Origin of the sequence: Pseudomonas sp. UW4, from assembly GCF_000316175.1 — a bacterium.
Lineage (GTDB): Bacteria > Pseudomonadota > Gammaproteobacteria > Pseudomonadales > Pseudomonadaceae > Aquipseudomonas > Aquipseudomonas laurylsulfatiphila.
The window spans coordinates 402,979-417,182 of record NC_019670.1 but is presented as its reverse complement, the minus strand read 5'-3'; the positions used below and the strand labels follow the sequence as shown (position 1 = coordinate 417,182).

14 protein-coding genes are annotated in these 14,204 nt (G+C 63.1%); all 14 read left to right on the top strand.

Annotated features, from left to right (window positions below):
- The first annotated feature begins 116 nt into the window (after positions 1–116).
- The 14 genes from PPUTUW4_RS01890 to PPUTUW4_RS01825 are packed head-to-tail and all read left to right on the top strand — an operon-like array spanning position 117 to position 14,088.
- The gene (locus PPUTUW4_RS01890; RefSeq protein WP_015093162.1) at positions 117–851 is read left to right on the top strand and encodes a glycosyltransferase family 2 protein; all 735 of its coding nucleotides are present in this window, start codon (positions 117–119) and stop codon (positions 849–851) included.
- A complete protein-coding gene (locus PPUTUW4_RS01885; RefSeq protein WP_015093161.1) occupies positions 848–1,789 on the top strand; it encodes a hypothetical protein in 942 nt (313 codons plus the stop codon). The genes PPUTUW4_RS01890 and PPUTUW4_RS01885 overlap by 4 nt, the downstream gene beginning before the upstream one ends.
- Positions 1,770–3,314, top strand: coding sequence for an aromatic amino acid ammonia-lyase (locus PPUTUW4_RS01880; RefSeq protein WP_015093160.1), 1,545 nt, complete (start codon positions 1,770–1,772; stop codon positions 3,312–3,314). Before PPUTUW4_RS01885 ends, PPUTUW4_RS01880 begins: the two co-directional genes overlap by 20 nt.
- A complete protein-coding gene (locus PPUTUW4_RS01875) occupies positions 3,307–3,732 on the top strand; it encodes an acyl-CoA thioesterase (RefSeq protein ID WP_015093159.1) in 426 nt (141 codons plus the stop codon). The genes PPUTUW4_RS01880 and PPUTUW4_RS01875 overlap by 8 nt, the downstream gene beginning before the upstream one ends.
- A complete protein-coding gene (locus PPUTUW4_RS01870) occupies positions 3,729–4,433 on the top strand; it encodes an outer membrane lipoprotein carrier protein LolA (RefSeq protein ID WP_015093158.1) in 705 nt (234 codons plus the stop codon). The genes PPUTUW4_RS01875 and PPUTUW4_RS01870 overlap by 4 nt, the downstream gene beginning before the upstream one ends.
- Positions 4,417–6,756 carry an MMPL family transporter gene (locus tag PPUTUW4_RS01865; RefSeq protein WP_015093157.1) on the top strand — a complete coding sequence of 780 codons (2,340 nt, stop codon included), beginning with the start codon at positions 4,417–4,419 and terminating at the stop codon, positions 6,754–6,756. The genes PPUTUW4_RS01870 and PPUTUW4_RS01865 overlap by 17 nt, the downstream gene beginning before the upstream one ends.
- The gene (locus PPUTUW4_RS01860; RefSeq protein ID WP_015093156.1) at positions 6,756–7,913 is read left to right on the top strand and encodes a hypothetical protein; all 1,158 of its coding nucleotides are present in this window, start codon (positions 6,756–6,758) and stop codon (positions 7,911–7,913) included. The genes PPUTUW4_RS01865 and PPUTUW4_RS01860 overlap by 1 nt, the downstream gene beginning before the upstream one ends.
- Positions 7,900–9,147 carry an NAD(P)/FAD-dependent oxidoreductase gene (locus PPUTUW4_RS01855; protein ID WP_015093155.1) on the top strand — a complete coding sequence of 416 codons (1,248 nt, stop codon included), beginning with the start codon at positions 7,900–7,902 and terminating at the stop codon, positions 9,145–9,147. The genes PPUTUW4_RS01860 and PPUTUW4_RS01855 overlap by 14 nt, the downstream gene beginning before the upstream one ends.
- The gene (locus PPUTUW4_RS01850; RefSeq protein WP_015093154.1) at positions 9,144–9,869 is read left to right on the top strand and encodes a class I SAM-dependent methyltransferase; all 726 of its coding nucleotides are present in this window, start codon (positions 9,144–9,146) and stop codon (positions 9,867–9,869) included. The genes PPUTUW4_RS01855 and PPUTUW4_RS01850 overlap by 4 nt, the downstream gene beginning before the upstream one ends.
- Positions 9,869–10,486, top strand: coding sequence for a hypothetical protein (locus tag PPUTUW4_RS01845; protein WP_083884525.1), 618 nt, complete (start codon positions 9,869–9,871; stop codon positions 10,484–10,486). Before PPUTUW4_RS01850 ends, PPUTUW4_RS01845 begins: the two co-directional genes overlap by 1 nt.
- Positions 10,483–11,679, top strand: a complete 1,197-nt coding sequence (locus tag PPUTUW4_RS01840; RefSeq protein WP_015093152.1) for a beta-ketoacyl-[acyl-carrier-protein] synthase family protein — start codon at positions 10,483–10,485, stop codon at positions 11,677–11,679. Before PPUTUW4_RS01845 ends, PPUTUW4_RS01840 begins: the two co-directional genes overlap by 4 nt.
- Positions 11,676–12,137: a hotdog family protein gene (locus PPUTUW4_RS01835; protein WP_015093151.1), complete on the top strand. Its 462-nt coding sequence runs from the start codon at positions 11,676–11,678 to the stop codon at positions 12,135–12,137. Before PPUTUW4_RS01840 ends, PPUTUW4_RS01835 begins: the two co-directional genes overlap by 4 nt.
- Positions 12,134–12,862, top strand: a complete 729-nt coding sequence (gene fabG, locus PPUTUW4_RS01830; protein WP_015093150.1) for a 3-oxoacyl-ACP reductase FabG — start codon at positions 12,134–12,136, stop codon at positions 12,860–12,862. Before PPUTUW4_RS01835 ends, fabG begins: the two co-directional genes overlap by 4 nt.
- Complete coding sequence (locus PPUTUW4_RS01825) at positions 12,862–14,088, top strand: beta-ketoacyl-ACP synthase (protein WP_015093149.1); 1,227 nt, start codon at positions 12,862–12,864, stop codon at positions 14,086–14,088. The genes fabG and PPUTUW4_RS01825 overlap by 1 nt, the downstream gene beginning before the upstream one ends.
- Positions 14,089–14,204: the final 116 nt, after the last annotated feature.

Below are 14,204 nucleotides of genomic sequence, written 5' to 3'. Positions count from 1 at the left end.
CGCACTCAATCGCGAGCAAGCTCGCTCCCACACTGGATTTGTGAACGCCGTGGACCCCATGTGGGAGCGAGCCTGCTCGCGAAGCAGAAACCTCGATCTTTCAGGTGTACACCAACATGCATAGCCCCTGCGCCATTGTCCCGGTGTACAACCACGAAGGCGCCATCACCACAGTGGTCGATGCGCTGATCGCCAGCCATCTGCCGTGCATTCTGGTGGACGATGCCAGCAGCCCGCGCTGCGCCCGGGTACTGGACCGACTGGCCCAACGTGAAATGGTTTACCTGATCCGCCTCGCCGAAAACCAGGGCAAGGGCGGCGCGGTCATGACCGGCTTGCGCGAAGCTTCACGCCTGGGTTTCAGCCATGCCTTGCAGGTGGATGCCGATGGCCAGCACGACCTGCAGGACGTCAAACGCTTCATCGAACAATCACGCCGCCACCCACGGGCGGTGATCTGCGGTTATCCGCAATATGACGCCAGCGTGCCGAAAGGCCGTTTGTATGCGCGCTACCTCACCCACGTCATGGTCTGGATCAACACCCTGTCGTTGCAGATTCGCGACTCCATGTGCGGTTTCCGGGTCTACCCGTTGCCACCGGTCCTGGCGTTGATCGAGTCGGCGAAAATCGGCAAGCGCATGGACTTCGACTCCGACATCCTGGTGCGCCTGGCCTGGCGCAATCAGCCGATGTTATGGCTGCAAACCAAAGTCCGTTACCCGCTGGACGGCGTTTCGCATTTTCGGATGTTCCACGACAACGTGCTGATTTCCAGCATGCACACGCGGCTGTTCTTCGGCATGTTGCTGCGCTCACCCATGATCCTCTGGCGACGGTGGCGGGCATGAGTGCCGACAAACAACACTGGGCCGACCGCGAGGAGCGCGGCAGTTTCTGGCTGATGAAGCTCACCGCATTCGGCGCCAAAGTGCTGGGCCGTCGAGTACTGAGCCCGGTGTTGTACGGCATCGTCCTGTACTTCTTCCTGTTCGGTCGCGGTGCGCGACACAGTGCCTGGCAATACCAGCAACGCCTGGCCGACTGGAGCGGTCGCAACGAACTGCGCCCAAGCCATTGGCGGGTATTCGGCCAGTTCATGGCGTTCGCCGACTCCATGCTCGACAAACTCGACGTCTGGAACGGCAGGCTGAGCATCGAGCAAATCGAAATCATCGACCCGGCGCTGCTGCGCGACCAGTTGCGCGCTGCCCGCGGCCAGATGCTGGTGGGCGCACACCTGGGCAATCTGGAAGTCTGCCGCGCACTGGCGGAAATCGGCGAAAAGGTCACGATGAACGTGCTGGTGCACACCAAGCACGCCGAACAGTTCAACCGTTTGCTGGGCGAAGCCGGGGCGACCAACTTGCGCCTGATTCAGGTCAGCGAGCTCGACCCGGGGATCATGCTGCAATTGAGCGAGCGCCTGGAGCGTGGCGAGTGGCTGGCGATTGCCGGCGACCGCGTGCCGCTGCATGGCGGGCGCAGCGTGACCGTGGATTTTCTCGGCCATCCGGCCAGATTCCCTCAAGGCCCGTGGCTGTTGGCCGGCCTGCTGAAATGCCCGATCAATCTGCTGCTGTGCCTGAAAAAGCCCGACGGCGACTATCGACTGACCATAGAACCCTTCGCTGAGGCAATCACCTGGATACGCAGCGACCGCGAACAGGTCATTCATCAGTGGGCGTCCCGCTACGCCGAGCGCCTGAGTCACTATTGCCTCGAAGCGCCCCAACAATGGTTCAACTTTTACCCTTTCTGGAAGACCGATGACGACGCCAACGCTTGAGCCGGTAACCTTCGGCGAACGCCCTCTGCGCATTGAAGATGTGCTGGCACTGGCCAACCGCAAGGTGCCGACGCAGTTGCAAAGCGATCCCGCCTATCGCGAACGCATCGCCAAGGGCGCGCGTTTTCTGGACTCGCTGCTGGACAAGGAAGGCGTGATCTACGGCGTGACCACCGGTTATGGCGATTCCTGCGTGGTCGCGGTGCCGCTGCATCACGTCGAAGCACTGCCGCAGCATCTGTACACCTTCCACGGCTGCGGGCTGGGTAAACTGCTCGACGCCCAGGCCACCCGCGCGGTACTGGCGGCGCGGCTGCAGTCACTGTGCCACGGTGTTTCCGGGGTGCGCGTGGAGTTGCTGGAACGCCTGCAGGCGTTCCTTGAGCACGACATCCTGCCGCTGATTCCGGAGGAAGGTTCGGTGGGCGCCAGCGGTGACCTGACACCGCTTTCGTACGTTGCCGCCACGCTGTCCGGCGAACGCGAAGTGATGTTCCGTGGCGAACGCCGGCAAGCTGCCGATGTGCACCGCGAACTCGGCTGGCAGCCACTGGTGCTGCGGCCGAAAGAAGCCCTGGCACTGATGAACGGCACTGCCGTAATGACCGGCCTCGCCTGCCTGGCATTCGCCCGCGCCGATTACCTGCTGCAACTGGCCACGCGCATCACCGCGCTGAACGTGGTCGCCCTGCAGGGCAACCCGGAACACTTCGACGAGCGCCTGTTCGCCGCCAAGCCACATCCGGGGCAGATGCAGGTCGCCGCGTGGCTGCGCAAGGATCTGGCCATCGACGCACCGACCGCCCCCTTGCATCGCCTGCAAGACCGCTATTCCCTGCGCTGCGCGCCCCATGTGCTGGGCGTGCTGGCCGACAGCCTGAACTGGCTGCGTTCGTTCATCGAGGTTGAACTCAACAGTGCCAACGACAACCCGATCATCGACGCCGAAGCCGAGCGCGTGCTGCACGGCGGACACTTCTACGGCGGCCACATCGCATTCGCCATGGACAGTCTGAAAAACCTCGTGGCCAACGTCGCCGACCTGATGGACCGGCAACTCGCGCTGCTGGTGGACGAGCGCTACAACCATGGCTTGCCGAGCAACCTGTCCGGCGCCACGGCTGACCGCGCCATGCTCAACCACGGCTTCAAGGCCGTGCAGATCGGCACCAGCGCCTGGACTGCCGAAGCGCTGAAGAACACCATGCCGGCCAGCGTCTTCTCACGCTCCACCGAATGCCACAACCAGGACAAAGTGAGCATGGGCACCATCGCCGCCCGGGATGCGATCCGCGTATTGGAACTCACCGAACAAGTGGCAGCCGCCACGCTACTGGCGGCCAATCAGGGCGTCTGGCTGCGCGGCCAGGCCGAAGATGCGCGCCCACTGCCACCCGCACTGGCCGCCATGCACGAAGCCTTGGCCGGGGACTTCCCACCGGTCATCGAAGACCGCGCACTGGAAGGCGAGTTGCGCCTGTGCCTGCAGCGCATCGCCGAACAACACTGGAGGCTGCATGCGTAGCAAGGGACTTCTGCACACCGACACGGAAATCGTCGTGCCCTTCTTTGACGTCGACAGCATGCACGTGGTCTGGCACGGCCATTACGTCAAATACCTGGAAGTCGCCCGCTGCGCGCTGCTGGACCAGATCGGCCACAACTACACGGCGATGAACGAATCCGGCTACGCCTGGCCGGTGATCGACCTGCAATTGCGCTACGTGCGCGGCGCGGTGTTCGGCCAGAAACTCAACGTGCGCGCCAACCTGGTGGAGTGGGAGAACCGTTTGAAGATCAACTACCTGATCAGTGATCTGCAAACCGGTGAACGCCTGACCCGGGCCATGACGGTACAGGTCGCCGTCGACCTCGCCAGCCGCGAGATGCAACTGGCTTCGCCCAAGGTATTCACCGACGCCGTTGAAAGGGCCCTGCCATGATGCTCTGCCACCCCCGCCCCCCTGTAGGAGCGAGCCTGCTCGCGATGGTCGTTAACGATGACACCGGGCACCTGACAGTCCGCGGCGCCCTCAGGTTTTTCGCGAGCAAGCTCGCTCCTACAGTGCTCTGCGTGCTACTGGGTATTCCTGGACTGGCTCATGCCTTCGACCTGCAACAACTCAGCGAGCAACTGGCCAAACCCGAGGTGATCCACGGCAACTTCATCCAGGAGAAACACCTGCGCGCCCTGCCCCAACCGCTGACCAGCAAGGGCTCGTTCGTGCTGGCAAAAAACCACGGCTTGTTGTGGCTGCTGAAAACACCGTTGCAACAGGACTATCGCATCACCACCAAAGGCATTGCCCGGCGAGACGGCAGTGTCTGGCAAATGCTGCCGGGCAAAAGCGCGGGTGCCGAGCAGAACCGTTTGTTCCTCGCCGTGCTGCAAGGCGACAGCAGCGGACTGCAAAGGGATTTCGAATTGTCCCTGAGCGGCGACGCACAGAACTGGAAGCTCACGCTGGTGCCGCGCTCGATGCTGCTCAAGCAGGTGTTCAACCAGATCAACATTACCGGCGCCGCACTGGTGCAGAGCATCGAACTGCTCGAAACCCAGGGCGACAGTACGTTGTTGCGCATGCAGGACAGCACCAGCGCCCAACCGTTGAGCGACGCGGAGCAACATGACTTTGCCGAGTGAACGGTTACTGCCGCGGCTGTTTCTGATCCTGCTGCTGGCCGTACTGGCGCTCGCCGGTTGGCAATGGCGTGACGGCGCGCCACTGTCGGCGAACCTGATGGAACTGGTGCCCGGCACCGCGCCCGATGCCCTGGAGCTGCGCGCCGAACAACGCATGCAAGAACCGCTGAACCGCGAAATGCTGGTGCTGGTGGGCCACACCGATCGCCAGCAAGCCGTCGCCATGGCGCAAACCCTCGGCGAGCAATGGCAGGCCAGCGGACTGTTCGAAAAGGTCCAGTGGACCCTGCAAGCCGACTTGCCGGCGCTGCGCACGCAATTGCTGCAAGGTCGCCTGGCGATGCTCTCGGCGGTGGACCGACAACTGCTGATCGAACACCCCGACACCTTTATCCAGCAACGCGTGCAAGCCTTGTTCGACCCGTTCAACGGTTACAGCCTGGTGCCGAGCCAGGATGACTGGCTGGGCCTGACCGGGCGCATCCAGAACAGCCAGCCGCAACGCGGTTCGGTGCAACTGGACATCGGCAGCGGCACCCTGGTCGCCGATGCCGATGGCAAAAGCTGGGTGCTGCTGCGTGCGCGCACCACCGGCAACGCCTTCGACATGAACCTGCCGCTGCAAGTGGCCGACCTGCTCGAGCACAGCCGCGAACAAGCTGCGCAGCACGACGTGCAACTGCTCGCCGCCAGCGGTCTGTTGTACGCAGCCAGCGGGCAACAACAGGCCGCCCGGGAGATGACCTGGGTCGGCGGCGGTGCCACCGTCGGGATATTGTTGCTGCTGCTGTTGGCCTTCCGGCGCTGGCGCGTGTTGCTGGCGTTCGTGCCGGTGCTGGTGGGCATGCTCTTTGGTGCGGTGGCCTGCGTGGCGTTGTTCGGCCATATGCATGTGATGACGCTGGTACTGGGTTCGAGCCTGATCGGTGTGGCGGTCGACTACCCGCTGCACTACCTGTCCAAAAGCTGGAGCCTGAAACCCTGGCACAGCTGGCCTGCCCTGCGCCTGACCCTGCCAGGGTTGACCCTGAGCCTGATCACCAGCGGAATCGGCTACCTGGCCCTGGCCTGGACACCCTTCCCGGCGCTGACCCAGATTGCCGTGTTCTCTGCCGCCGGTTTGCTCGGCGCCTATTTGTCCGCCGTTTGCCTGCTACCGGCATTGCTCAAGGGCGTAGAGCTGCGTCCGGCGCAGTGGCCATTGCGTGTTTGCGAGTTTTTGCTGGACTGTCGAGAGGCACTGCTCAAACAGCTGAAAACGCCAGTCCTGCTGGCGCTGCTGATCGCCTTTTGCGTAGGCGGGCTGTTGCAGCTGAGCAGCAAAAACGACATCCGCCAGTGGATCAGCGCACCGCAACAATTGACCGACGAAGCCCGGACCATTGCACAGATCACCGGCTATCAACCCACCAGCCAGTTTTTCCTGATACGCGCCGCCAACCAGCAGCAACTGCTTGAACGCCAGACCGCCCTGAGCGAACGACTGGATCAATTGATTGGCCTGGAAAAACTCCAGGGTTATCTGTCGCTCAATCAACTGATCAGCCCGCCGAACGCACAGCAGCAGGTGCGCGAAGCGTTGAGCAAACTGCCGGCGTTCTGGCAACCGTTGCTCGACATCGGTGTACCGGCCGAGGCGTTGCAAGGCGAGCTGACGAAACTCCAGGCATTGCCGGCCGTGGACATCGACGCAGCGCTCAGCGGCCCGCTGGCAGAACCCTACCGGCCCCTGTGGCTGGGGCCTACCGAAGACGGCGTGGCGGCGATGGTCAGCCTGCAAGGCATCAACAACCCGGCCCTGCTACGGCTCCAGGGCGAGGACCTACCCGGCGTGACACTGGTGGATCGACTGGGTGAATTGAACACTGTCTTCGCCGCCACCCAAATCAGTGCCGCCGAACTGAAACTCGCCTCCTGCGTGCTGATCGTGCTGGTGCTGATCCTGCCGTTCGGCCTCGGCGGTGCGTTGCGCATCGTCTCCCTGCCGCTGCTGGCGGCGTTGTGCAGCCTGGCCAGCCTCGGCTGGCTGGGGCAGCCGCTGACCCTGTTCAGCCTGTTCGGCCTGCTGCTGGTGACGGCGATCAGCGTCGATTACGCGATCCTGATGCGCGAACAGGTCGGCGGCGCGGCCGTGAGCCTGTTGGGCACCCTGCTGGCGGCGTTGACCACCTGGTTGTCGTTCGGTCTGCTGGCGGTGTCGAGCACCCCGGCGGTGAGCAACTTCGGATTGTCGGTGAGCCTCGGCCTGGTCTTCAGCTTCCTGCTGGCACCCTGGGCCGGTCGACAGGTGCATGAGTCCACGGCCGCGGAGCGTGCAGCGTGATGATCGTTGTGTTTTGGGCGATGGCCCTCGCGTTGTTCGCACTGGCGACCCTTGTCGGCCGGAATTTTGGCCTGATTCCCATCGTCAGCCAGTTGTTGCTGGCAACCCTCGGTTTGCCGCTGCTGATGTATTTCTGGATCGAGCCGCAATGGCAATTGAGCGGTGCGCAGCTGGTGTCGCCGGGTTGGCTGAAGCACCTCTACAGCCTGAGCTTTGCCCTGTTGCTGGGCTACATCCTCAGCGATGTGATCGACCTGCAACTGGATCGCCAGAGCCTGAAAATCGCCCTGCCGAGCTTTTGCATTCCGTTTGCCTGTGGCCTGGCCACCGCGATCTGGCTGTTGCCAGCGCAACCCTGGATCAGCTCGCTGGCCGTCGGCCTCTTGTTCGCCATCACCGCGATTCCTGTGCTGTACCTGTACCTGCGGCACATCGATTACCCGCCCGCTGCCACCCGGCGTCTGGTGCAAACCGCGATCCTCATCGACCTCGCCTGCTGGACTTTGTTCGGCCTCGCCCAAGGCAGCCTGCACCTGAGCAGCCTGTTGCTGCCACTGGCCGGCGCCTGCCTGCCGGTGCTGCTGCGGCTGCTTGGTTTGCGCCAGACGTGGCTTTACAGCCTGGGTTTTTTCGCCCTGCTGGTCGTCGCCGAGCACTACAAGCTCAATGCGCTGATTTTCGGCATCGGCTATGTGTTGATCATGGCCGCGTTGAAAGCGCCGCTGGTGCTGCCGTTGCCGGCCATCTGGATGAGCCGTTTGCAGACGTACATCGCCATCCCGTTGATCCTCACGTTCGGCATCGTGCAGATCAACGTGCACAGCGCGATGGACAGCCTCGGCTGGGTGCAACTGGTCGCCCTGCTGCTGTTGCCGATGCTGAGCAAACTGCTAGGCAACTGGCTCGGCCTCGGCTGGGCCGGGGCGTCGTTCAAGGGCGCCAGCCGCTGGCGGGAAAGTGTGCTGCTGAACATCCGCGGCTTGAGCGAGATCGTCTTTCTCAACCTGTTGCTGCAACAGCAACTCATCAGCCCGCCGCTGTACTTTGCGCTGATGCTGATGGGCCTGATCGCTACACTGCTGCCAGCCCTGACCGGTATGCACCGAATCCCCCTGAAAGCCGCTGTCCCGGCAAGGAGCCCTCATGCCAACCGTTGAAATGGAATGCCGCCAGGTCGTGGTCATCGGTGCCGGTCCTTCGGGTGCCATCGCCGCCGCGTTGCTCAAGCGCAAGGGACACGATGTGCTGGTGATCGAGCGTCAGCATTTTCCACGTTTTTCCATCGGTGAAAGCCTGTTGGCCCATTGCCTGGATTTCGTCGAAGAAGCGGGCATGCTCGACGCCGTCAACGCGGCCGGCTTCCAGGTGAAAACCGGCGCCGCTTTTGCGTGGGGTGAGCGTTACAGCGCGTTCGATTTCGGCGAGACCTTCAGCCACGGCAAATCAACGACATTTCAGGTCCAGCGCGCCGATTTCGACAAGCTGCTGGCCGATCAGGCCGCGCTGCAAGGCGTGGAAATCCGCTATGGCGAAACCATCGTCAGCGTCGACATCGACCCGGAAAAACCGCAGCTCGGTGTGCGCCGCGAAGACGGCAGCGAGTACCGTATCGAGGCCGGCTTCCTGCTCGATGCCAGTGGCTACGGTCGCGTGCTGCCGCGCTTGCTCGACCTCGAGGCGCCGTCGAACTTCCCGGTGCGCCAGGCCGTGTTCACCCACGTCGAAGACCGTATCGACCACCCGGCCTTCGACCGCAGCAAGATCCTCGTGACCACTCATCCGACCCAACGCGACGTTTGGTTCTGGACCATCCCGTTCAGCAACGGGCGCTGCTCGGTCGGCGTGGTCGCCGCCGAGGAACGTTTCACCGGCCGCAGCGACAATCTGGACGAGTGCCTGCGCGGCTTTATCGGCGAGACGCCAAGCCTGGCCAGCGTGTTGACCAACGCGCGCTGGGATACCGCAGCCCGAACCATCGGCGGTTACTCGGCAAACGTCAAAACCCTGCACGGTCCGGGCTTCGCGCTGCTGGGCAATGCCGCGGAATTCCTCGACCCGGTGTTTTCCTCCGGCGTGACCATCGCCATGCGTTCGGCGAGCATGGCGGCCGGGGTGTTGCACCGCCAGTTGCAAGGCGAAGCCGTCGACTGGCAAACCGAGTTCGCCGAGCCGCTCAAGCGTGGCGTCGACACCTTCCGTTGCTACGTCGAAGGCTGGTACGCCGGGACCTTCCAGGATGTGATCTTCCATGAGAGCAGTTCGCCGGAAATTCGCGGAATGATCAGCTCCATACTTGCAGGCTATGCCTGGGACCCACTCAACCCGTTCGTCAGCGAAGCCCGGCGCCGGTTGAAGGTGATATCGGAGTTCTGTGCAAGGGATGCGTCATGAACTACTTGAGCGACCACTACGTCGAAGAAACCCGTTTCGGTTTGTGGTTCCTGCGCAGCCGGATCTGGCAGCACTATGTGCTGCGGCTGGCGATCAACGATTTGCGCGGCCTGTTCAGCGAAGCGCCGCCTGCCGACCCGGTCCTGCTGGATGCCGGCTGTGGTCAGGGCAAGTCATTCGCGCTGCTGCGCCAGGCCTTTGCGCCCGCTCGCCTGATCGGCATCGATGCCGACCCGCAGAGCCTCACCCAGAGCGCCGAGGAAGCGGCCCGCCAAGGCATTGACGTGGAGCTGATCGGCAGCGACTGCGCGAGCCTCAAGCTGGCGGACGCCAGTATCGACCTGCTGTTCTGTCACCAGACGTTCCATCACCTGGTGCACCAGGAACAGGCCCTGGCCGAGTTCTACCGCGTGCTCAAGCCGGGCGGTTATCTGCTGTTCGCCGAGTCCACCGAGGCCTACATTGATACTTGGGTGATCCGCTGGTTGTTCCGCCACCCCATGCACGTGCAGAAAAGCGCGGCGCAGTATCTGCAAATGATCCGACAACAGGGTTTCGAATTTACCGCGCAAAACGTGTCTTATCCGTACCTGTGGTGGAGTCGCGCCAAGGATTTCGGCCTGCTCGAATACTTGGGTGTGTGCAAGCCAAAACCCTTTGGCCAACGGGAAGAAACCCTGGTCAATGTGGTGGCGCGCAAACCTTTTGAAGGAACTGTGTGATGTCGATTACCCGTCGCCTGGAATACTCAACCTGTGGGAGCGAGCTTGCTCGCGATAGCGGTGGGTCAGCCTATATCAATGCTGAATGTATCGCCGCCATCGCGAGCAAGCTCGCTCCCACAGGGGTAGTCGGTGTGTTGCGATTTCTGCTACTTGCCGCGGCCCTGCTGCTAAGCGCCTGCACCAGCCGGGCGCCGCTGCCCGAGAAAAATCCGGATCTGCCGTTGCCGCTGCAATTGCATATCCAGCTATTGAAACCCGACGACCGCCTGGACTGGGTGCTGGTGATCCAGCGCGAAGAAGCGGGCATTCGCTGGTCAATGATGGACCTGCTGGGCATTCCCCAGGCCCGCCAGCTATTGAACGATAAAACCTGGCACGCCGACGGCCTGTTGCCACCCAACCCGCAAGCCCGGGAGCTGTTCGCGGCGCTGCTGTTTGCGCTGACGCCGAATGATGAACTGGCGGCCAATTATCCCGGCGCCTGGCAGCACGGCAGACAACGGTCCCTGCCCGAGCGCTGGGACGTCCGCTACGCACAACCGCAGAATTTTGAATTGATGATTACGAAAGGTGCGACCTATCAAGTCACGCCCCTGAGCGGTGAAACACCATGACGGCTTACCTCAATGCCCTCGGACTGGTCTGTTCGCTGGGCCGCGACAAGCAGGAGGTTGCCCGCCACCTGTTTGCCGGCGACTGCGGCGGCATGCGCGAACAAGCCGGGTGGGTACCGCAACGCGCGCTGCCGGTCGGCGCGGTCCAGGGCAACCTGGCAACCCTTCCAGCCGACATGTCGCGCCATCACAGCCGCAACAATCAGCTGTTGCTGGAAGCCACGCTGCAAATCCGCCCGGACATCGACAGCGCCATCCGGACTTACGGCCACGATCGCATCGGTGTCGTGCTAGGCACCAGTACTTCGGGCATCGACGAGGCCAGCCAGGGCCTGGCGCACTACCTGCGCGAAAAGCAGTTCCCGCCTGAATACGACTACCAGCAACAGGAACTGGGTGCGCCGGCAAACTTCCTCGCCGAATGGCTGCAATTGAGCGGGCCGGCTTATGTCATTTCCACGGCTTGCACCTCCAGTGCCCGAGCCCTGATGAGTGCCCAGCGTCTGTTGGACCTGGGCGTCTGCGACGCGGTGCTATGTGGCGGTGTCGATACCCTGTGCAAACTGACCCTCAACGGTTTCTCGGCGTTGGAAGCGGTCTCGGACCAGCGTTGCAATCCGTTCTCGCTGAACCGCAACGGCATCAATATTGGCGAAGCGGCGGTGCTGTTCCTGATGACCAGGCACGCAGGCGACAGCCCGCCGATTGCCTTGCTCGGCAGCGGCGCCAGCTCCGATGCACATCACATTTCCGCCCCCGAGCCGACGGGTCGAGGCGCCCTGCAAGCCATGCGCAAAGCCTTGAGCCGCGCCAACCTGCAACCGGAGCATATCGCTTATCTGAACCTGCACGGGACTGCCACCCAGCACAACGACGCCATGGAAAGCCTGGCCGTGGCAACGCTGTTCCCGGCCGGTGTGCCCTGTTCGTCGAGCAAACCCATGACCGGCCACACCCTCGGTGCAGCCGGGGCGCTGGAAGCGGCGTTCTGCTGGTTGAGCCTGAGCGCCGACAATCGCGAGCATGCCCTGCCGCCGCACGTCTGGGACGGCCAGCCCGATCCCGAATTGCCGCCGCTGCAATGGGTGACCCCGGCCACTCGCCTGACGTCCATTGCACCCCGTTACCTGATGAGCAATTCCTTTGCCTTCGGTGGCAATAACGTCAGCCTGATTATCGGAGACGCCCCATGATTGACTGGCCGCTCGCCGAACTGCTGCCCCACGCCGGCGACATGATCCTGATCGATCAGGTCCTGGCGTTCGATGAAGAGCAGATTCACACCCGCCTGACCGTCAAGCCCGATGGCCTGTTCAACCTCCCCGATGGCAGCCTGCCGGCCTGGGTCGGCATCGAACTGATGGCGCAAAGTGTTGCCGCCTTTGCCGGTTGCCATGCGCGTCAGCGCGGCGATGCGGTGGAGTTGGGCTTCCTGCTCGGCAGCCGCAAATTCGAATGCAACGTGGAAAGCTTCCCGGCGGGCACCGAGTTGACCCTCCACGGGATTCGCTCCCTGGAGGACGACAACGGCATGGGCGTGTTCGAGTGCCACATCAACGGCCACGGGATCCACGCCACTGCCCGTCTGAACGTGTTCCGCCCACCCCAGGCCGCTCAATATCTTCATGAACCCGAAGGAGTCCAGTCATGACTGAATCCGTACTGGTCACCGGTTCCAGCCGTGGCATCGGCCGCGCCATCGCCTTGCGCCTGGCCCGGGGCGGGCACGACATCGTGCTGCATTGCCGTAGTGGCCTGGCTGACGCCGAAGCCGTCAAGGCCGAAGTCGAGGCCTTGGGCCGCCGTGCGCGCATCCTGCAGTTCGACGTGGCCGACCGCGCCCGTTGCAAGGAGATTCTCGAAGCCGACGTGGAAACCCACGGCGCCTATTACGGCGTGGTGCTCAACGCCGGCCTGACCCGTGACGGTGCTTTTCCGGCCCTCAGCGAGGACGATTGGGATGTGGTGATGCGCACCAATCTCGATGGTTTCTACAACGTGCTGCACCCGGTCATGATGCCGATGATCCGGCGTCGCGCCGCCGGGCGGATTGTCTGCATCACCTCGGTGTCCGGGCTGATCGGCAACCGTGGCCAGGTCAACTACAGTGCTTCCAAGGCCGGGCTGATCGGTGCGGCCAAGGCATTGGCGATCGAGCTGGGCAAGCGCAAAATCACCGTTAACTGTGTTGCACCCGGCCTGATCGACACAGCCATGCTCGATGAAAACGTGCCGGTGGAAGAACTGATGAAAATGATCCCCGCACAACGCATGGGCACCCCTGAAGAGGTGGCCGGCGCGGTGAATTTCCTGATGTCGGCGGAAGCCTCGTACATCACCCGGCAGGTTCTGGCCGTCAACGGAGGCCTGTGCTGATGAAGCGCGTCGTCGTCACCGGCATGGCCGGCATCACCTCACTGGGCAGCGACTGGGACACCATCGCCGGCAACTTCGCGGCCAACCGCAGCGGCATCCGCCGGATGGACGAGTGGGATCGTTTTACCGAACTCAATACACGCCTGGCAGCCCCCATCGATGACTTCAAGGTGCCAAGCCACTGGACCCGCAAGCAACTGCGCAGCATGGGCCGGGTCTCACGGCTGGCTGTGGGCGCGGCGGAAATGGCGCTGGCCGATGCCGGCCTGTTGGGCGACGAATCGATCAAGGACGGGCGCATGGGCGTCGCCTGCGGTTCCTCGACCGGCAGCACCGACGAGATCAAGGCGTTCGGCAACATGCTGCTCAACTCGGTGGCCGAGGGCCTGAACGCCAACTCCTACGTGCGCATGATGCCGCACACCACCGCGGCGAACATCAGCATCTTCTTCGGCCTCACCGGCCGACTGATTCCCACCTCCAGCGCCTGCACCAGCGGCAGCCAGGGCATCGGCTATGCCTACGAGGCCATCAAGTTCGGGCGCCTGCCGCTGATGCTCGCCGGCGGTGCCGAGGAACTGTGCCCGACCGAAGCCATGGTCTTCGACGCGCTCTACGCCACCAGCCTGAAAAACGACACCCCACAACGCAGCCCGCGCCCTTACGACACCGCACGCGACGGCCTGGTGATCGGCGAAGGCGGCGGCATGCTGGTGCTCGAAGAACTGGAACACGCCCTGGCCCGTGGCGCCCGCATCCACGCCGAGATCGTCGGGTTCGGCAGTAATGCCGACGGCCAGCACACCACCCGTCCGGAGCAAGTCACCATGCGCAGGGCCATGGAACTGGCCCTGGAAGACGCCGGGCTGACACCTTCGGACATCGGCTACGTCAACGGCCACGGCACCGCCACCGAACAGGGCGACATCGCCGAAACCCTGGCCACCAGCAGCCTGTTCGGCGAGCACATGCCGATCAGCTCGCAGAAAAGCTTCCTCGGCCACACCCTCGGCGCCTGCGGTGCACTGGAATCCTGGTTCAGCATCGAAATGATGAACCGCGACCTCTACGCCCACACCTTCAACCTCGACGAAGTCGACCCGCATTGCGGCAAGCTCGACTACCTGCGCGGCGAGTTTCGGCAGATGAGCAATCGGTACGTGATGAACAACAACTTTGCGTTTGGCGGGGTGAATACTTCGCTGATATTCAAGCGCTGGTCGTGACCTAAAATATTTTCCCTGTGGGAGCGAGCTTGCTCGCGATGGACGTCAACGATAACGCGCGGTGCCTGAATGACCGCGTTGTCTGGACGTTTTTCGCGAGCAGGCTCGCTCCCACA